Source organism: Rhodococcus sp. SJ-2 (assembly GCF_053750035.1).
The window spans coordinates 3153423-3170505 of the sequence record NZ_CM132340.1 but is presented as its reverse complement, the minus strand read 5'-3'; the positions used below and the strand labels follow the sequence as shown (position 1 = coordinate 3170505).

Genomic DNA, 17083 nt, shown 5'->3' with positions numbered 1-17083 from the left:
ATATGGACATGCAAAACAACGCGCCCCAAACTCATCGAGCGGGACGCGCAGACGCGTTCAGTGTACCTCGGCGCACATTCCGCCCCCGACTGCCGGCGACTACCGTAGTCGTCGTGGGTAACTCTTCTTCCGATTCTGCTCGTGCACCCCGCCGGGGCCTGTTCAACGCAGCCATCGCGTGCTTCGTGGTGGGCATCGTGGCAGTGGTCGCAATCTTCCTGACACCGATCGTCACCGACGGCAAGCCGGGTCTCGTGCTTTTCCTGCTCACTCTCGCGTGGCCACTCGGCTTCGCGCTGGCAATCGCGTTCGCTCTGCAGTCAGGTCGGCGCTCGAAGGGCGGTAACGGTTCATGAGGGTCGTTCTCAATATCATCTGGCTGATCTTCGGCGGTTTGTGGCTGGCGCTCGGATACTTCCTCGCCGGCATCATCTGCTGCATCCTCATCATCACGATCCCGTTCGGTATCGCCTCGTTCCGCATCGGCGTCTATGCGCTGTGGCCGTTCGGGAAGACAACGGTCGACAAGCCGACTGCGGGGGCCGGTTCGCTGATCGGGAATGTGATCTGGGTCGTGATCGCCGGCATCTGGCTGGCCCTCGGACACATCACGACAGCGATCGCCATGGCCATCACGATCATCGGTATTCCACTCGCGATCGCGAACCTGAAGATGATCCCGATCTCTCTGATGCCGCTCGGGAAAGACATTGTTCCCGTCGATGCACGCCCAACATACCTGTGACCTTAATCACATAACGAGCTGATAACAGCGCGGGCTCGAAACGGGTTTCGGAGGCTACTCGCGCGACTACCAGCGAGTTCACTCCGGAATAGCCCCAGTACAAGCTCGAGACCGCTTCCGGTCGCGCGTTACCAATTGGTGACACTCGCCCACCGGACCGTTACCGTCGTCATCGGTCGGACCGCCTGGTCCAACCAACCCGGGCCCGCCGCGCCAAATTCCTGTCCCGCGGAAGTCCGGTTATCCCGACGAACGATCCACGAGGGACAGGAAACGGGGGACCCAACCGGTCTCCCTCGGAAGCACCCCGGCCCCCGCCGGGACGCTTCCCCGGAGGCCCGGCCCGCCGCACACGCGGCAGGCCTTGGGGTGAAGCCGGAGCGCTCGACGAGCGCAACGGCCGGACTACCTCTTCAGTCCGAACCCGACAGCTGACCTCGTAGGCGCGTGCGGAGAGGAAACGGAACCGACATGAGCGGACGCCATCGCAAGCCCACCAACACCGGCCGGACCGTCGCGAAGTTCGCGCTGACCGGCGCCGTCCTCGGCGTCACGGGTGTCGCCTTCAGCGGCACCGCCGCCGCAGCACCCGATTCCGATTGGGACCGCCTCGCACAGTGCGAGTCCGGCGGCAACTGGGCCATCGCCACCGGCAACGGCTACCACGGCGGCCTGCAGTTCTCGCCGAGCACCTGGAACGCCTACGGCGGCCAGGAATACGCACCCACCGCCAACCAGGCCAGCCGCGACCAGCAGATCGTCGTCGCCGAGCGTGTCCTCGCAGGCCAGGGCTGGGGCGCATGGCCGTCCTGCTCCTCGAGCCTCGGACTGTCCAGCGCTCCGACACAGCGTGAGGCCCCCAGCGCCCCCGCTCAGTCCACGCCCGCGCCGGTCACCGAGAACCGTGCGGTTCCGCAGCTCGCCGAGGTTCCGGCGCTGCCCGCCGAGGCACAGGGCATCATCGACGGCTTCGAGCAGGGTGTCGACGCACTGCAGGCCGCCGGTATTGCGCTCGACCCGGCCGTCCTCGACGCGGTCCGCGCCGTTCTGCCCCAGTAGGCAGCACTCAGCAGCATCAGCAAAGAACCCCCGCACCGGTCTCGGTGCGGGGGTTCTTCGTTGTCGGGGAGCCTGACAACCGAGGAGGCCTCGGTGTCGAGGAACTCAGCGGTTGATGACGGTGTGCGGGTGCGTGTAGGGAAGCTCGTCCGCCGGGACGGGGAACACGGCGTCCTCGCCGTACGGGGAGAGCGGACCCGAACGCGTCGACGACAGTTCGGTGACCGCATGGTCGCCATCTGCCAACTCCGGCCATCCGCGATCGACGTAGAGGTTCTTCGATTTGTCAGCCATGACGCTCATTTTGGCAGGTGAGTTCGTCTCAGGCCATCTCAGGTCTCTAATCTGGAGCGGATGACACCCGCCACGCCCACCCCCGACGCCGCATCGGACTCGCTCGCCCAGTGGCTGTCCGATCGCCGCGACACGGAACTCGTCGAGCTTCTGCGCTCGCGACCCGATCTGGTGGTGCCCCCACCCGCGTCCATGGGCGTGCTTGCGAACCGCGCACGTCAACGCGCTTCGGTGTTCCGCGCAGCGAACGACTTCACGACCGCCGAGTTCGGAATCATCGAGGCACTTGCCCGTCTCGGAGCTGCAGACGAGGCGGTGGCCAGAAAAACCCTCGTCGATGATCTGCGGGGACGGATCACCGCCAAGGCCGTCGATCGGATTCTCGACCGGCTGCGTTCCGTCCTGCTGGTGTGGGACACACCCGAGGGTCTGCGTCTGATTGCGGCCGCAGTGGAAGCGGTGCCGTGGCGGGTCGGGCGCACCCCCGAAACGGACGCGTTCACCCGCGAGGAACTCGACGTCGTCCTCGCCGAACTCGACCCTGCACAGCGCGGCATCCTCGACACCCTGGCACGCACGTCACCCATCGGGCGTACCCGCGACGCCGCGCCCGGCTCCGACGAGACCCGGCCCGTCCAGAGGCTGCTGGCGTCCGGGTTGCTCACCCGCATCGACGACGAGACGGTCGAACTTCCTCATAAGGTCGGGCAAGCACTACGGGGCGAAGCACCGTTCGATCCGGCATCGCTGCTCGCCCCGAGTGTCGAGGCGGGCACCAAGGCTGCCACCGACACGAACAGCACCGCCGCAGGCGCCGCCCTCGAGCTGCTGCGTCACTGCGAGGGCCTGGTCACCGCACTGGGCCGACAACCCGCTCCCGCGCTGCGTTCCGGTGGCCTCGGGGTTCGCGAACTCCACCGACTCGCCAAGGCACTGGACCTCACCGACGACCACACCGCATTGCTTGTCGAGGTGCTCGCGGCTGCGGGACTCGTCGCACGCGGCAATCCCGACCCTGCCCCACCGGGCGACATCGACGATTACTGGGCTCCCACCACCTCGGCGGACGGATGGCTCACCGCGAACACCGCGCATCGTTGGGCGGTACTCGCCGGCGCGTGGCTCGACGCACCACGACGGCCATGGCTGATCGGGCGCCGGGATCAGAACGACAAGCCGATCGCAGCCCTGTCCGAGGAGGTGAACTCCCCGACCGCGGCCTACGACCGCAGACTGCTCCTCGAAGTTCTCGCCGACCACGTCACGCCGACCACCGCCGAGGTGCAGGCCATTGCCGCATGGCGGCGGCCGCGGTCGGCAGGTCACTTCGGTAATGAGACGGTGTCCGAGACGATTCGTGAAGCCACCGCACTCGCACTGGTCGCGCACGGCAGCCTCGGCTCACCCGGCAAGGCCCTGCTCCACGGTGGTGACGCCGAGGCGGAGATGGCGAACGCACTCCCCGAGCCTGTCGACTACGTCCTCGTCCAGGCCGACCTCACCGTCGTCGCTCCGGGTCCGCTCGTCGCGGAACTGGCCGGGCGGGTCGCGCTTGTCGCCGACGTCGAATCGGCCGGAGCCGCCACCGTCTACCGGATCAGTGAGGGCAGTGTGCGCCGTGCGCTCGACGCGGGCATGGGTGCCGGTGATCTGCACGCCCTGTTCTCGGCCCATTCGCGCACACCCGTCCCCCAATCTCTGACCTACCTGATCGACGACGTAGCACGGCGCCACGGTCGCCTGCGTGCCGGCATCGCGTCGTCGTTCGTGCGCGCCGACGATCCGGCACTTCTCGCAGAGGTGCTCGCGGCGCCGGTCGCGGCGACGTTGGCGTTGCGCGCGGTCGCCCCGACGGTCGCGATCTCGCAGGCACCCCTCGCCGAGGTACTCACCTCGCTGCGAGCGGCCGGTTTCGCACCGGCGGGAGAGGATGCGTCGGGTGCGGTGCTGGATCTGCGTCCGCGCGGCGCACGGCTGGTCGTGCCGCGGTCGCGTCCCAGATACGCCGGCCCTCTGCCGCCCAACGACGAACAGCTCGAGACACTCGTACGCACCCTGCGTGCGGGCGATCGTGCCGCCTCCGCGCCGGCAGGCAAACCGGTGCGCGGAGACGGAAGCCGGACGGGAGGTGCGGCCACGATGGCGTTGCTGCAGCTGGCTGTGCACGCGAAACGCAGTGTGACCCTCGGGTACGTCGATGCTCAGGGCACCGCGACCCGTCGCATCGTCGATCCGGTCAGCGTCGCGGGCGGGCAGCTCGAAGCGTTCGACCCCGCGACCGGCTCGGTGCGCAGCTTCGTGCTCCATCGCGTCTCGTCGGTAGCGCTGGTCGACTGAACCTCCCGTTTCCCCCAGCAGTCCGGCCGCATCGGGCAACGGTCACACCGACTGCGAGAGATCGCCGACCTGGATATGCACGCGCGGAAATCGAATCGATTTTTCGCAAACTGGCTTTTTCCAGGATTTGACGTATGGTGTGGCTCGTTGAGTAATTGCCACTCGAAATGAGGAGCGACAATGGCCGACAAGGGAAAAACACTCAAGAAACCCGCGCAGTCCATGAAGGAGCGCCGGGCAGAAAAGCGTGAGAAGGCTGCAGCGGCCGGGGAATTCATTCGTAAGCGGAAGCGGAATTGAGAACCGCACGCCATGAACACCGAAACCGCAGTGCTGGAGGCACTGTACGAAAAGATCCGTGACCTGCCGTCACGATCCGCGGGAACCGACGCGCACAGCAACGGTCATCGGGCAGCGTTGGCCCGTGCACGAGTATTCGTACTCGACGAACGAGCCGGAGTGATCAGAACACCGGTATGAGATAAGAAGACGGTATCGAAATGAAACGGACACTCCACGCCCTGGACAGAATTCAGGAAAGGCTCGAAGGAGAATTGGATTCCGTGATGATTTCCTCCGAAAAGGACGCCGGATATCGTTCCGGAATTTCGGAGGCTCTCGTGTGCGTGATGGAGGTGCGCCGATCGCTGACGAACTGATCATGTTCCTCTGGTGATGTCCGGACGCATGGGCGGCGCGCAGGTGGCGCGCCGCCCTCCGCATCTGGACAATGGAAGAGTTCTACATTCTCTCACCAGGAGGCTTCGTGGCCGACGGACCGCTCATCGTCCAGTCCGACAAGACCGTGCTGCTCGAGGTCGACCACGAGCAGGCGAACGCGGCCCGGCAGGCCATCGCTCCCTTCGCTGAACTCGAGCGCGCACCCGAGCACGTCCATACCTACCGGGTCACTCCGCTGGCCCTGTGGAACGCACGCGCGGCCGGCCACGATGCCGAGCAGGTCGTCGACGCGCTGGTCACCTATTCTCGCTTCGCCGTGCCTCAGCCGCTGCTCGTCGACATCGTCGACACGATGGGCCGATACGGCCGCCTTCAGCTGGTGAAGAATCCCGCCCACGGACTGACACTCGTCAGCTTCGACAATGCGGTGCTCGCCGAGGTCATGCGCAACAAGAAGATCGCTCCTATGCTCGGCGCACGCATCGACGACGACACCGTGATCGTCCACCCGAGCGAACGCGGCCGCCTCAAGCAGATGTTGCTCAAGGTCGGCTGGCCTGCCGAAGATCTCGCTGGGTACGTCGACGGTGAAGCGCACAGCATCGACCTCGACTTCGAGACGCATCCGTGGCATCTGCGCGACTACCAGGAGATGGCCGCGAGCTCGTTCTGGGACGGCGGTTCGGGAGTCGTGGTACTGCCCTGCGGGGCAGGCAAGACGATGGTGGGCGCGGCCGCCATGGCGAAGGCCGGTGCCACCACATTGATCCTGGTGACGAATACCGTCGCCGGACGGCAGTGGAAGCGCGAGCTGATCGCCCGCACCTCGCTCACCGAGGAAGAGATCGGCGAGTACTCGGGCGAGAAGAAGGAGATCCGCCCGGTCACCATCGCCACCTACCAGGTGATCACCCGCAAGACGAAGGGCGAGTACCGCAACCTCGAGTTGTTCGACTCCCGCGACTGGGGGCTCATGATCTACGACGAGGTGCACCTTCTTCCGGCACCGGTGTTCCGGATGACCGCCGACCTGCAGTCCCGACGTCGTCTCGGTCTCACGGCCACGCTGGTGCGAGAGGACGGACGCGAAGGCGACGTGTTCTCACTGATCGGGCCCAAGCGGTACGACGCGCCGTGGAAGGACATCGAGGCACAAGGGTGGATCGCCCCTGCCGACTGCGTGGAGGTGCGCGTGACGCTCACCGACGCAGAGCGGATGGCGTACGCGGTGGCCGAGCCGGAGGAACGTTACAAGCTGTGCTCGACGGCTCGCACCAAGAACGCAGTGGTCAAGTCGATCCTCGCTCGTCACCCCAACTCCCCCGCGCTCGTCATCGGCGCCTATATCGATCAGCTCGACGAACTCGGCGAAGCCCTCGATGCCCCGGTGATCAAGGGTTCGACGCGCAGCAAGGAACGTGAGGCACTGTTCGATCGCTTCCGCAACGGCGAACTCGACGTCCTCGTCGTCTCGAAGGTCGCGAACTTCTCGATCGACCTGCCGGAGGCGTCGGTCGCGGTGCAGGTGTCGGGCACGTTCGGGTCGCGGCAGGAAGAGGCCCAGCGTCTCGGACGGTTGCTGCGCCCGAAGCAGGACGGGGGGCAGGCGCACTTCTACTCGGTGGTCTCCCGCGACACTCTCGACGCCGAGTACGCCGCACACCGCCAGCGTTTTCTTGCCGAGCAGGGCTACGCATACCGGATCACCGATGCCGACGACCTACTGGGGCCGCAGATCGGCTGAGTAAGCGGACCACGCGGCGAATCCTTTCAGGCTTTGTCGGTGCGGACGAGCCGGTACTCCTGTTCGGGGCGGCCCGTGCTGCCGTATCTCAGCTGCATCCGCAGGTTCCCTTTCGCGACGAGTGCCGCGAGGTACCGCTGAGCCGTCGCGCGCGACACCCCCGTCGCCATCGCGACCTCCCCGGCCGACATCGGGTATTCGGACTCCCGAAGTGATTTCATCACAAGCTCTTTGGTGACCGAACGCGCCGGAAGTGCGGCGGTGTCCGATGACGGCAGCACGGGACGCAGCGCCGCGAGGGCCGTGTCGATCTCGGTCTGGGTCAGTTCCGCCGACGACGTGATGCGACGGTACTGCGCATACGCGGCGAGCCTGCGCGCCAATTCGGTGTTGGAGAACGGTTTGACAAGGTAGACCAGCGCCCCGGCAGCCAGTGCCCGCCGCACGGTGGGCCCTTCTCCGGCTGCGCCAAGGACGAAACTGTCGCAATCCAGTTCACGGATCAGATCGATCCCCGAACCGTCGGGTAGATACACGTCGACGAGTGCCAGGTCGACCGGATTCTCTCGCACTGCGTTCCGCCGCAGAGACACTGCCCACCGCATTCGCGACCGTGAATCCGGGGACACCCGACACCACCTGCGCGTGCAGTTCGGCGACGCGGAAATCGTCGTCGACGACGAGCACCGTCAGATCTGATCTGCCCACCCTGTGTCTCCTTCGTCGAGAACTCCGGCGAGCACCGCGAGGAACACCGCGCCGCCGGTCGGGTTGTCCGGTGTTCGACGTCCGCCACGCTCGACCAGGTGCACGTCTCCGCCGTGCTCGCGTGCGATCTGCCGTGCCAATGCGAGACCCATTCCCCGTCCGCCCGGAACCCCACTGGCGGTGTGGGTGGTGGCGCCCTCCTCGAACACGTCGGAAAGCCCAGCGGCAACACCATTTCCGGTGTCGGCGACCGTAATGTGCAGATCCGCTGCATCCTCGACGAGCTCCACCTCCACCTCCGCAGGCCGTCGCCGGCTTTCCCTGGCTGCCTCGATCGCATTGTCCAACAGGTTCCCGAGCACAGTGGTGACATCGACGGGTACGCGCAGCACGCCGTGCACCCATGTGTTCTCCCCCAGCACGAGGCGAACACCGTTCTCCCGGGCGTGAGCCGCCTTCGCGGTGAGGAAGGCGTGCAGGTAGGGGTCGGCGAGAGCATCGACGCCCTCGAGGTGCTGTCCCAGTGGCCCCGACCCGATGATCTGCTCGATGAAGTCGGCGGCCTGCTCTGTACGACCCCGCTGGAGAAGTCCGTTCAGCAGGTGGAGTAGGTTGGCGAACTCGTGCCGTTGCGCGCGGAGCGCTGTCGTGAGCGACTGTACGGCTCCGAGTTCACGCGTGAGGTTCTCCACGTCGGTGCGGTCGCGCACCGACATCACAGTGCCGAGATCCTTTCGATCCCGTATCACCCGCCGCGCGACCGCTACGACGACACGGTCCCCGGCGGTCGCAGCGACCGGTGCGCTCTGCGAATCGTGCAGAATGTCCAACAGGCGCGGACTCATCCCGATCTCCTCGACCGGATCACCTGCACCACCGTGCAGATTCAGCAATCGCCGCGCTTCGGAATTGACCACGGTGACGGTTCCACCCGCATCAGTCGCGACCACGCCATCGGAAATCCCGTGAAGGACGACCTCCTGCTCCCGGACGAGTTCCGCGAGCTGATCGGTTTCGAGTCCGAGTGTGAGCGTCTTCCACCGATTCGCGAGCAGAATCGAGCCGACGGTCCCGAATGCCAAGGCACCGAGCGCGACGAGCGCGGCATAACCGAGATCGCTGCGCAGAGCCGCACAAGCGGATCGAACAAACCGACGTCGATCATGATCCCGAAGAAGATGATCGCGAAGAACAACAAGGCCGCAGTCGGAGCAAGGGATTCGATTCCTCCGACGATCATGTCGCCGATACCGGTACCAGCTCCTGCGATCAGGCCGAACGCGACGGGAACGAGGATCAGTCCCACGACGGGAGTCGCTCGCTTGGACAGGACCAGATACTTAACGCCTCTCCCGCCTGAAGGCAGGAGATTCCCGACTCAGACCGCACCCGAACCACCACCCGAAGGAGGCAGATCCCCGTGACCTACGTCGTCGACACCGGTGTGGCCACGCTCCGCCACAGCCAGAACCACTCTGGCAGCGTTCCGATCCCGACACGCGGTATGCCCGCACGCCCAGCATCGGAAAACTCGTTCAGCGAGTTCGAGGGGTTGCTTGGCTCTCGCGAAACACCCCGAACACGTCATCGTCGTATACGCGGGCCGCACCAACACCACCTTCCGGCCGGCCCGCCTGCCACATTCGACAAGTTCCCGCTTCATCTCGCGATCGCCGCATCCGCGGCCTTACGCGCCATCGTCGACTTCGCCAGGAACTTCGGCTTGAAATCCTCCACCGCCAACAACTGATGCCGATCGACAACCCGCTTGGCCCAGCCTCGTCCGTCGTGCCGGTTCTGCCGGGCCGCCTTCTTGTGCACCTTCGCGGCCTGTTTGCGGGCCTGCTGGTAGCCCTTCGACGGCGCCTGCCCCTTCCCGCGACGGCGTCGGGCCATCCGTTTCTGGGATTTCGCCAACTCCGCCGCACAGCGTTTCCGATGCTGCGCATGCGGCAGATCGAACTCCTCGGCGGTGGCCGTCGCGGTCTTGCTCACACCCCAGTCGATCCCCACACCACTGCCGTCGTCGAGCGCCGGTATCGGCTCTCTCGCGCGGGTCACCACGAACGACGCGTACCAGTGCCCCAACGAATCACGCGTGATGCGCACACTCGACGGCTCCGACGGCAACTCCCGCGACCACACCACCGGAACACTCACACCCTTGGGCAGCACCAACTGCCCGTCACGAATCCGGAAACCTCGTTGGGTGTATTCGAGCGACGGCAACGTGTTCTTCCGCGCCTTGAAGCGGGGACGACCACGGCCTTGACGGTGAACGATGCATCCAACGCCTGCGCGTAGGTGCGGAGCATCTGCTGCTGCGCTACCTGCGAACCGTCGCGCAGCCACGACGAGCGAGCTCGGGTCTCGGTCAACATGGTGCTGAGTTTCGTGAAGTTCGGTCTGCCGCCGGTTTTCTGCTGGTGGACGGCTTCGTTCCACAGAAATCGGCAACGGTGCCATTCCTGGATCAGGGCGCGTTCGGCGAGGGTGCCCGGCCTCAGCCGGTAGTTGTAGCGCACCACCTCGGTCTCCATGCCCGGTACCGTAACCGGACCCACCGACAAGGTTTCTCGACCCGATTCGGTTGCTCCGCGCAGCCCACCCTGTGGAAGGAGGACGGCGCTTCCGCTCCCCGTGAACGAGGGAGTATCCGCGCCGAACATCAGATGAAGGCGGCAATCATGAGGAAGCCGAGGCCTACCAGCATCGTCAGCACCCACTTTCTTGCGATCCGGATGCGGTGGGCCCACGCCGTCCACGAGCGACTGCACGATCGGGGCGGGGTGCGGCTCTCGGGAACCCGAGCAACCATCCGGTGGTGACATCAACTGGAGCAAGTGTGGGTTGCATCACGTGGGCCCGTCACGTTTGAGTGCGATAGTCCCGTTGTGCGCATTGTGCTCGAGCCGGGGCCGACGCGCGTCCCATAAGCTGGGTGGGTGCGCCGATTCGAGTTCTCCGTCGACCTGCCCCATGCCAAGAGTGTGAACCAGACGCTCGCCGAGGTCCGCAGCCTGCGGCGTTCCGGCATCATCGTCGCGCTGTTGTGCGCCGCGGGAGCTGCGTGGCTCCTCTATCTCGGTGAGTCCTGGTCGTACGTGGTGGGCGCAGTACTGGTGGTCGCGGCGCTCACGTCGCTGTGGGTGGCGTTGTGGGCCCCCCGCAAGATCGGCACCATCGAGCAGCTCTATCACGACAACCCGCTGGTCCCGGCCGTTGTCGCGGCGACACGTGCGCGTGGAATGACGTTGCTGGCCCTGATCGACATTGCGAAGCCGGAGGCAGGCACCCGCCACTACGCGCTGGTGACCCGCGACGTGCAGGCAATTCCCGGGCACCGTGTCCGTGTGGGCGAGCAGGTGCCCTCGGTCGCCGTGCTGTCCGACCGCTCGACGAACAACAAATCACAGGTGTGGCAGATGGCCAGCCCGATGCCTATCGCATGGGGCACCCGCGACACCAAGGTTCTCGCGGAAGCGGCGGGCGCGATCGACAACGCCGAATGGCGCTTGCTCGCGAACAAACTGAAACTCGCCGACGAGGTCAACGCCACCGACGAGCGGCGCATGGAGCTTCAGAGCAAGGACCTCCCGCCGGAGCTGCGCTGACAGAAGTTCGGAGCCGATATGGAAACCCGAGTTCTCGCTGATGGCGGCGTGACGCTGTCGGCGCCCGTCCCGGAAGACATCGACGTCATTGCCGAGGCCTGCCAGGATTCGGCGATCGCCGCGTGGACGAACGTGCCGAGCCCGTACACGCGAGCCGATTCGGTGCGTTTCGTCGGCGACATCGTGCCTGCGAAATGGGCGGACGGCTTCCCCGACTGGGCGATTCGCACGAGCCTGCACGGTCGGTTGTGCGGCATGGTCGGGTTTCTGGGGCGTGGTTCGGGGGCTCCGGAAATCGGTTACTGGATCGCCCCCGGTATACGGCGACACGGTTTGGCCACCGCTGCCGTACAGCTCGCGTGCAACTTCGCTTTCGCCACCGACGGAATGGGCGTCTCGCGGATCGAATGGCGCGCATTCGTCGGTAACCGGCCGTCGGCAGCGGTCGCGCGGCGGGTGGGATTCCAATATGAAGGAGTCGCCCGGCACGGCACGGTGCAGCGCGGTGTTCCACGCGACGTATGGGTCGCCGGGCTGTTGCCCGACGACCCTCGCACGCCCACCGGCACCTGGCCGATCTGAACCGGATACCGCGAAGGCGCCATCACGCTAGTTGCGGAAGCACTTCCTTCTCGAGGAGTTCGAGGCCGGACGTGTCGTATGCGGCCTCTGGGACGTAGAAGATCGCGTACTCGAGACCCTTCTTCTTCAGCGCTGTGAGGTTCTCGACGATCTGCTCGGGAGTGCCCACCGCGGGCATCCCCCGGAATGCGTTGAGCGCCCCATCAGCCTTGTCCGCACCGACGATCGGCTCGAGTCGGCTCCGAAGTTGTTCGAGCCGGTCCTGGACCTCACTCTCCGTCCGTCCGATCGCGACGTTGTAGTTCGCCGAACGCACGATTGCGTCGAAGTCGGTGCCCACGTCCGCACAGTGCTCACGCAGGACGTCCGACTTGTGCGCGAATCCTTCGGGTGTGCCGTCGAAGTTGGTGTATTGCGCGTACTTCGCGGCGATCTTCAACGTGACCTTCTCGCCTCCGCCTGCGATCCACAGCGGAATACCACCTTCCTGCAACGGAAGTGGGCGACAGATCGCTCCATCGACCTGGTAGTACTTCCCGTCGAGAGTCGCAATGCCGTCGGTCCACGCCTGCTTGAAGATCTGCACGCCTTCGTCGAGGCGACCGAGCCGCTCCCCCGCCGACGGGAACCCGTAGCCGTAGGCGCGCCACTCGTGCTCGTACCACCCGCCGCCGATCCCCATCTCGACGCGACCGCCGGAGATGAGGTCGGCGGTGGCCGCGACTTTGGCCAGGTACGCCGGGTTCCGGTAGGCCATTGCCGTGCACATCTGCCCGATACGCACACGTTCGGTCACCGCCGCGAATGCCGACACCAGCGACCAGGCCTCATGGGTCGCCTCCTCCGACGGCACAGGCACCGTGTGGAAGTGGTCGTACACCCAGATCGATTCCCACGGACCGTTGTCGGCTCGTTGCGCGAGGTCGCGCATGACCCGCCATTGGTCGGCGGGCGCGACACCCACGAGGTCCAGCCGCCAACCCTGGGGAACGAAGTATCCGAAGCGCATGAAAGTCCTCTCCGCCGATGATCGGTGCGGCGCAGCCCGGTCAGGCAGTCGCTGCGTGCCGACGATCAGCGTACCGACTTTCCGGGCGGTCGAGCCCGTAGTGCCCGCGCAGTGTCGTCTCGGTGTAGTCGGTGCGGAACAGGCCTCGCCTCTGCAAGATCGGCACGACCAACGCCGTGAAGTCCGCGAGCCCGCCGGGCAGGTATGGGGGCATCACGTTGAACCCGTCTGCCGCATCGCTGACGAACCAGAGCTCGATCTCGTCGGCGATCTGCTCGGGTGTTCCCGCGAAGGTGCGGTGCCCACGGCCACCACCGAGCTTGGCGATCAGCTCTCGCACGGTGAGGTCTTCGTTCTCGGCGAGGTCCTTGACCAGCTGGTAGCGACTCTTGTTGCCTTGGATCTCGTCGATGGGTGGAAGCGGTGGAAGCGGAGCATCCAGCGAGTGCTCGGTGAGGTCGACGCCGACCATCCGTGAGAGCTGCCGCAGTGAGTAGGCAGGCGAGATGAGGTCGGTGAACTCCTGCTCTAGTGCTTTCGCCTCGCCTTCCGTCGTTCCGATGAACGGGACGATACCGGGAAGGATCTTCAAGGACTGCGGGTCGCGACCGGCCTTGATCACGCGGGCCTTCAGATCGCGGTAGAACTCCTGCCCTTCGGCGAGAGTGCGCTGCGCGGTGAACACGGCTTCCGCGTATTCGGCGGCGAAGTTCTTGCCGCTCTCGGACGACCCGGCCTGCACCAGGACGGGACGGCCCTGCGCCGAGCGCGGTGAGTTGAGCGGACCTCGGACCCGGAACCGTTCACCCTCGTGTTCGATCGCATGAACCTTGTCGGCGTTTGCGAAACGTCCTGTCCGGGAGTCCAGTTCGATCGCATCGTCCTCCCAGCTGTCCCACAGTGAGACCGCGACGTCGACGAATTCCGAGGCCCGGTCGTAGCGTCCGGCATGATCCGGAGTCTCGTCGTAGCCGAAATTGCGGGCCTCGTCCTCACCACCCGAGGTGACGATGTTCCAGCCGGCTCGACCACCGCTGATGTGGTCGAGCGACGCAAATTTCCGAGCGAGGTTGTAGGGCTCGTTGTAACCCGTGGAAGCGGTGGCGATGAGCCCGACATGCTCGGTCACCACAGCCATTGCGCTGAGCAGTGTGAGTGGTTCGAAAATCGCCTGCGTATTGTTCTCGATACGAGGGCCGACCGCGAGACCGTCGGCGAAGAACACCGAGTCGAGTTTGCCGCGCTCGGCGATCTGGGCGAGTTCCTGGAAGTGATTCACATCGAGGACTCGATGGGCTTCGGTGCGCGGGTGACGCCACGCTGCTTCATGATGACCTACGCCCATCAGGAAGGCATTGAGGTTGAGCTGCTTCGGAGACCTGGTCATGACTACCTAACCGATTGCGAGGGAGGACGGGCGAGAGGAAACGGACCTACTGCGTGACGCGCCAGCGCGAGAGCCGGCGTTCGATGGCGATCAGGATGCCGTTGAAAACGAGTCCGACGATCGAGATCGCAATGATGCCCGCATACATGTTCGGAATCTGGAAATTGAGCTGAGAGGCGGTGATCAGGTATCCCAGACCTGCCTTGGCGCCGACCATTTCGGCAGCGATGAGGACCAGGATCGACGAGGCCGCCGCCATGCGGATACCGGTGAAAACAGTCGGTACCGCGGCCGGAAGGATCACCTTCTGGAACAATCGATGCGGTGGAAAACCCAGCGAACGCGCACTTTTCACCAGGAGAGGATCCACGGTGCGGACACCGGAGATCGTGTTCAGCAGGATCGGGAAAGTGCTCGCATAGATCACCAGCGCGACCTTGGAGGTCTCACCGATGCCCAGGATCAGGATGAACACGGGCAGCAGTGCGAGCGCCGCCGTGTTACGGAAGATCTCCAGAATGGGATTGAGGGTCTCGGCGACGGGTTTGTACCAGCCGATCGCGACGCCGAGCGGAATCGCGAACACGAGTGCGATCGCGAATCCGGTGAGCGCCCGAGACAGACTCGCCCCCAGATGCTCTGCGAGTTGGCCGCTGGCGACCAGCTCACCGAAGGCTTCCAGCACCGTGGTGAGCGGAGGAAGGAACACGTCGTCGACCAGACCCGCGCGCGGTGCGATCTCCCACAGCGCGAAGAACGCAACGATAGCGACGGCCGGCTTGAAGATTCTCCAGGCCACTGCACGGACGTGATCCACCACGCTCGGAGAGGAGGTGGCCTTCGGCGTGTCCGACTTCCGTTCGGCGACGGGCGCAGCCGATTCGGCCGGCCTGGTCAGTGTGGCACTAGTGCTGGACATGCTTCACCTTCTCCGTTGTGATGGTCGGCACGACTGCCGCGGTTTCGATGCCCAGACCGCGCTCCACCTCCGAGTGCAGTTCACTCCAGATGTCATGGCGGTGGCGGCGGAAGGCGTCGCCGGACCTGACATCGTCCACGCTACGGTCGATTTCGATGTCGACGACCGTTTTGATCCGCCCCGGTCGCGATGTCAGAACCGCGACGCGTTGCCCGAGGTAGACGGCCTCGTCGATGCCGTGAGTGATGAACAGGATGGTCTTGCCGGTTTCCCGCCAGATCCTCAGGAGTTCGTCCTGCAGAGACTCCCGGGTCTGCGCGTCGAGCGCTGCGAAAGGTTCGTCCATGAGCAGCACTTCGGGGTCGAATGCGAGACTGCGCGCTATGGCCACTCGCTGCTTCATACCGCCCGAGAGTTCGTGCGGGTACCGGTCTCCGAATCCGTGCAGGCCGACGAGTTCGAGATAGCGATCGGCGAGGTCGCGTCGCTCCTTCTTCTGCAGCCCCTTCGCTTCGAGTCCGAATTCGATGTTCGAACGGGCAGTTCGCCATGGAAGGAGCGCGTACTGCTGGAAGACGATGCCACGGTCGAGTCCGGGCCCGGAGATCTCGCGGCCGTCCAGAAGAATGCGACCGGATGTCGGTTCGCTGAGCCCACCGAGAAGATCGAGCAACGTCGACTTGCCGCAACCGCTGGGTCCGACGAGGACGAGGAACTCGCCCTCTGCGAGATCGATACTGATGTCGTCGATCGCTGTGAACCGTTCGCTGCTACCGCGGACGGCGAATTGCTTGGTCACGTGCTCCAGTCGGAGCTTCGGATCGGTCTGCCGAATCGTCACTGCACTGCCTCCTCGACCGGCTCGCCGTTCGGACCGCTGTCGGGGTCGTAGGTTCCGTTGAAGTAGGGATTGAACTCGTTGGTGTAGACATCGGATGCCTCGAGCGCGCCTTCGTCGAGCTCGCCGTTGCGGGTGAGCCAGTCCAGCCAGATCTGTATTTCGCGATCGGTGATCACGCCGCCCGGCCCCGCGATTCCGGTGCTCTTCCAATACCCCACGAGATCGGTGTTCTCGTTGCGGCCGCGAGTGTCGATGATCTCCTCGAACTTCGCGATCACCTCCTCGCGTGGAGTGATCTGCGCCCAGCGGATCGCACGAGCGGTCCCCTGCACGAAGTCCTCCACGGCGTCGCGATTGTTCGCGATGAAGTCGTCACGGAACGCCAGCGTTCCGTATGTGAATGCACCGAAAAGGGTTTCGTCGGTGAACAGGGGCCGAAGCCCACCGCGCTCCACAGCGGTCTCGCGGAACACACTCCCGAGCGTCCCGACGTCGATCTGGCCTTCACGCAGCGCCTGCTCGGTGTTGACGGGAGGCACCACGATGAGCTCGACCTGCGCGATCTCGTCGTTCGTCAATCCTTGCTGCGCCAGCCATTCCCGCACGAGGAACTCGTGGTGGGCCCCGAGAGTGTTCATGCCGACCTTCTTGCCGATCAGGTCGCGCGCCTCCCGGATCGGGCTGTCATCGAGCACGTAGTAACCTTGAAAGCTCTGCGTGTCGGCCCCGTAATAGCCGAGGACGGAAGTGAGCGGTGAACCGCCGGCCTGTGCCTTGATGACGGCACCGTTGAAAGCGCCGCCGAATTCGATCTGGTTCGTCGCAGTATTCTGCAGCGACTGCGGCCCGTTGCCGTTGTCGCCGATCCATTCGAGTTCGACGTCGTCGAAGTAGCCGAGTGCTTCGGCGAGCTCAGGATAGATGACCTGAGCGGGTGCACCTTCGTACCGCAGGACGGTCCTGCCGTCGGCGGTCACCGAGGCGTCGGAGCCCGTCGAGCAGGCTGTGGTGACAGTGGTCAGAGTGAGAAATGCTGCGCCTGCTGCGACGGCGGTCGTGAGGCGCCGCAGCGCGGAATGAGACATCGCGTAGAAGTGTCCTTGCGTCGGCCCGCTTGCGGGCACCGGTACGGGAACGAGGTTGCGGTATGAGCGACGGTGCTT

19 protein-coding genes, 2 pseudogenes and 1 riboswitch are annotated in these 17083 nt (G+C 65.1%); of the genes and pseudogenes, 9 read left to right on the top strand and 12 right to left on the bottom strand.

The features are described from left to right. Positions 1-8: 8 nt before the first annotated feature. The 3 genes from ACSYG9_RS14855 to ACSYG9_RS14845 all read left to right on the top strand — a co-directional run bounded on the left by ACSYG9_RS14855 (position 9) and on the right by ACSYG9_RS14845 (position 1804). The gene (locus ACSYG9_RS14855; RefSeq protein ID WP_440123376.1) at positions 9-356 is read left to right on the top strand and encodes a hypothetical protein; all 348 of its coding nucleotides are present in this window, start codon (positions 9-11) and stop codon (positions 354-356) included. Then, the gene (locus tag ACSYG9_RS14850; protein WP_440123375.1) at positions 353-745 is read left to right on the top strand and encodes a YccF domain-containing protein; all 393 of its coding nucleotides are present in this window, start codon (positions 353-355) and stop codon (positions 743-745) included. Before ACSYG9_RS14855 ends, ACSYG9_RS14850 begins: the two co-directional genes overlap by 4 nt. Before the next feature lie 334 nt (positions 746-1079). Next, positions 1080-1207, top strand: a riboswitch (cyclic di-AMP (ydaO/yuaA leader). 9 nt (positions 1208-1216) lie between these two features. After that, the gene (locus tag ACSYG9_RS14845; RefSeq protein WP_440123374.1) at positions 1217-1804 is read left to right on the top strand and encodes a resuscitation-promoting factor Rpf1 domain-containing protein; all 588 of its coding nucleotides are present in this window, start codon (positions 1217-1219) and stop codon (positions 1802-1804) included. 105 nt (positions 1805-1909) lie between these two features. On the opposite strand, the gene ACSYG9_RS14840 is transcribed toward ACSYG9_RS14845, so the two are convergent. Beyond that, entirely contained in the window at positions 1910-2098 is a 189-nt protein-coding gene (locus tag ACSYG9_RS14840) for a hypothetical protein (RefSeq protein ID WP_440123373.1), read from the bottom strand. Positions 2099-2158: 60 nt separating this feature from the next. Here ACSYG9_RS14840 and ACSYG9_RS14835 point away from each other — a divergent pair, with 60 nt between their 5' ends. The 3 genes from ACSYG9_RS14835 to ACSYG9_RS14825 all read left to right on the top strand — a co-directional run bounded on the left by ACSYG9_RS14835 (position 2159) and on the right by ACSYG9_RS14825 (position 6860). Further along, entirely contained in the window at positions 2159-4435 is a 2277-nt protein-coding gene (locus ACSYG9_RS14835) for a helicase-associated domain-containing protein (RefSeq protein WP_454838882.1), read from the top strand. A 312-nt stretch (positions 4436-4747) separates the two neighbouring features. Continuing rightward, positions 4748-4915: a hypothetical protein gene (locus ACSYG9_RS14830; protein ID WP_440123371.1), complete on the top strand. Its 168-nt coding sequence runs from the start codon at positions 4748-4750 to the stop codon at positions 4913-4915. 286 nt (positions 4916-5201) lie between these two features. Beyond that, positions 5202-6860 carry a DNA repair helicase XPB gene (locus ACSYG9_RS14825; protein WP_440123370.1) on the top strand — a complete coding sequence of 553 codons (1659 nt, stop codon included), beginning with the start codon at positions 5202-5204 and terminating at the stop codon, positions 6858-6860. A gap of 26 nt (positions 6861-6886) precedes the next feature. On the opposite strand, the pseudogene ACSYG9_RS14820 reads toward ACSYG9_RS14825, so the two are convergent. From ACSYG9_RS14820 to ACSYG9_RS14795, 6 genes and pseudogenes are all read right to left on the bottom strand, one after another. Next, positions 6887-7568: pseudogene (locus tag ACSYG9_RS14820) on the bottom strand (response regulator). Beyond that, positions 7550-8650, bottom strand: a complete 1101-nt coding sequence (locus ACSYG9_RS14815; protein WP_440123369.1) for an ATP-binding protein — start codon at positions 8648-8650, stop codon at positions 7550-7552. The pseudogene ACSYG9_RS14820 and the gene ACSYG9_RS14815 overlap by 19 nt, the downstream one beginning before the upstream one ends. A 44-nt stretch (positions 8651-8694) precedes the next feature. Next, positions 8695-8934: pseudogene (locus ACSYG9_RS14810) on the bottom strand (hypothetical protein); the annotation flags it as partial. A gap of 12 nt (positions 8935-8946) precedes the next feature. Further along, the gene (locus tag ACSYG9_RS14805) at positions 8947-9231 is read right to left on the bottom strand and encodes a zinc ribbon domain-containing protein (RefSeq protein ID WP_440123368.1); all 285 of its coding nucleotides are present in this window, start codon (positions 9229-9231) and stop codon (positions 8947-8949) included. Next, positions 9228-9797, bottom strand: coding sequence for an RNA-guided endonuclease TnpB family protein (locus ACSYG9_RS14800; protein ID WP_440123367.1), 570 nt, complete (start codon positions 9795-9797; stop codon positions 9228-9230). Before ACSYG9_RS14800 ends, ACSYG9_RS14805 begins: the two co-directional genes overlap by 4 nt. Beyond that, positions 9725-10108, bottom strand: a complete 384-nt coding sequence (locus ACSYG9_RS14795) for a hypothetical protein (protein WP_440123366.1) — start codon at positions 10106-10108, stop codon at positions 9725-9727. Before ACSYG9_RS14795 ends, ACSYG9_RS14800 begins: the two co-directional genes overlap by 73 nt. Positions 10109-10255: 147 nt before the next feature. Here ACSYG9_RS14795 and ACSYG9_RS14790 point away from each other — a divergent pair, with 147 nt between their 5' ends. The 3 genes from ACSYG9_RS14790 to ACSYG9_RS14780 all read left to right on the top strand — a co-directional run bounded on the left by ACSYG9_RS14790 (position 10256) and on the right by ACSYG9_RS14780 (position 11764). Beyond that, positions 10256-10396, top strand: coding sequence for a hypothetical protein (locus ACSYG9_RS14790; protein WP_440123365.1), 141 nt, complete (start codon positions 10256-10258; stop codon positions 10394-10396). Between the two features lie 117 nt (positions 10397-10513). Further along, on the top strand, positions 10514-11182 hold the full coding sequence (locus ACSYG9_RS14785) for a DUF3239 domain-containing protein (protein ID WP_440123364.1): 669 nt from the start codon (positions 10514-10516) through the stop codon (positions 11180-11182). A gap of 18 nt (positions 11183-11200) precedes the next feature. Beyond that, the gene (locus ACSYG9_RS14780; RefSeq protein ID WP_440123363.1) at positions 11201-11764 is read left to right on the top strand and encodes a GNAT family N-acetyltransferase; all 564 of its coding nucleotides are present in this window, start codon (positions 11201-11203) and stop codon (positions 11762-11764) included. Positions 11765-11786: 22 nt separating this feature from the next. Here the strand turns inward: ACSYG9_RS14780 and ACSYG9_RS14775 are convergent, their stop codons facing one another. Genes ACSYG9_RS14775 through ACSYG9_RS14755 form a run of 5 tightly spaced genes read right to left on the bottom strand, consistent with a single transcriptional unit; the run spans position 11787 to position 17005 of the window. After that, positions 11787-12773: an LLM class F420-dependent oxidoreductase gene (locus ACSYG9_RS14775; RefSeq protein WP_454838879.1), complete on the bottom strand. Its 987-nt coding sequence runs from the start codon at positions 12771-12773 to the stop codon at positions 11787-11789. A gap of 40 nt (positions 12774-12813) precedes the next feature. Continuing rightward, positions 12814-14160 carry an LLM class flavin-dependent oxidoreductase gene (locus tag ACSYG9_RS14770; protein WP_454838878.1) on the bottom strand — a complete coding sequence of 449 codons (1347 nt, stop codon included), beginning with the start codon at positions 14158-14160 and terminating at the stop codon, positions 12814-12816. A 46-nt stretch (positions 14161-14206) separates the two neighbouring features. Further along, positions 14207-15079 (bottom strand): ABC transporter permease, encoded by an 873-nt coding sequence (locus ACSYG9_RS14765; protein WP_454838876.1) that lies wholly within the window; start codon positions 15077-15079, stop codon positions 14207-14209. Beyond that, entirely contained in the window at positions 15066-15920 is an 855-nt protein-coding gene (locus tag ACSYG9_RS14760) for an ABC transporter ATP-binding protein (protein ID WP_454838875.1), read from the bottom strand. The genes ACSYG9_RS14765 and ACSYG9_RS14760 overlap by 14 nt, the downstream gene beginning before the upstream one ends. Further along, on the bottom strand, positions 15917-17005 hold the full coding sequence (locus tag ACSYG9_RS14755; RefSeq protein WP_454838873.1) for an ABC transporter substrate-binding protein: 1089 nt from the start codon (positions 17003-17005) through the stop codon (positions 15917-15919). The genes ACSYG9_RS14760 and ACSYG9_RS14755 overlap by 4 nt, the downstream gene beginning before the upstream one ends. Positions 17006-17083: the final 78 nt, after the last annotated feature.

Excerpts from the sequence above, each read along its gene's own strand:
- ACSYG9_RS14855 (WP_440123376.1), top strand. The coding sequence starts at position 9 with ATGCAAAACAACGCGCCCCAAACTCATCGAGCGGGACGCGCAGACGCG.
- ACSYG9_RS14850 (WP_440123375.1), top strand. The coding sequence starts at position 353 with ATGAGGGTCGTTCTCAATATCATCTGGCTGATCTTCGGCGGTTTGTGG.
- ACSYG9_RS14845 (WP_440123374.1), top strand. The coding sequence starts at position 1,217 with ATGAGCGGACGCCATCGCAAGCCCACCAACACCGGCCGGACCGTCGCG.
- ACSYG9_RS14840 (WP_440123373.1), bottom strand. The coding sequence starts at position 2,098 with ATGGCTGACAAATCGAAGAACCTCTACGTCGATCGCGGATGGCCGGAG.
- ACSYG9_RS14835 (WP_454838882.1), top strand. The coding sequence starts at position 2,159 with ATGACACCCGCCACGCCCACCCCCGACGCCGCATCGGACTCGCTCGCC.
- ACSYG9_RS14830 (WP_440123371.1), top strand. The coding sequence starts at position 4,748 with ATGAACACCGAAACCGCAGTGCTGGAGGCACTGTACGAAAAGATCCGT.
- ACSYG9_RS14805 (WP_440123368.1), bottom strand. The coding sequence starts at position 9,231 with ATGAAGCGGGAACTTGTCGAATGTGGCAGGCGGGCCGGCCGGAAGGTG.
- ACSYG9_RS14795 (WP_440123366.1), bottom strand. The coding sequence starts at position 10,108 with ATGGAGACCGAGGTGGTGCGCTACAACTACCGGCTGAGGCCGGGCACC.
- ACSYG9_RS14790 (WP_440123365.1), top strand. The coding sequence starts at position 10,256 with ATGAGGAAGCCGAGGCCTACCAGCATCGTCAGCACCCACTTTCTTGCG.
- ACSYG9_RS14780 (WP_440123363.1), top strand. The coding sequence starts at position 11,201 with ATGGAAACCCGAGTTCTCGCTGATGGCGGCGTGACGCTGTCGGCGCCC.
- ACSYG9_RS14775 (WP_454838879.1), bottom strand. The coding sequence starts at position 12,773 with ATGCGCTTCGGATACTTCGTTCCCCAGGGTTGGCGGCTGGACCTCGTG.
- ACSYG9_RS14770 (WP_454838878.1), bottom strand. The coding sequence starts at position 14,160 with ATGACCAGGTCTCCGAAGCAGCTCAACCTCAATGCCTTCCTGATGGGC.
- ACSYG9_RS14765 (WP_454838876.1), bottom strand. The coding sequence starts at position 15,079 with ATGTCCAGCACTAGTGCCACACTGACCAGGCCGGCCGAATCGGCTGCG.
- ACSYG9_RS14755 (WP_454838873.1), bottom strand. The coding sequence starts at position 17,005 with ATGTCTCATTCCGCGCTGCGGCGCCTCACGACCGCCGTCGCAGCAGGC.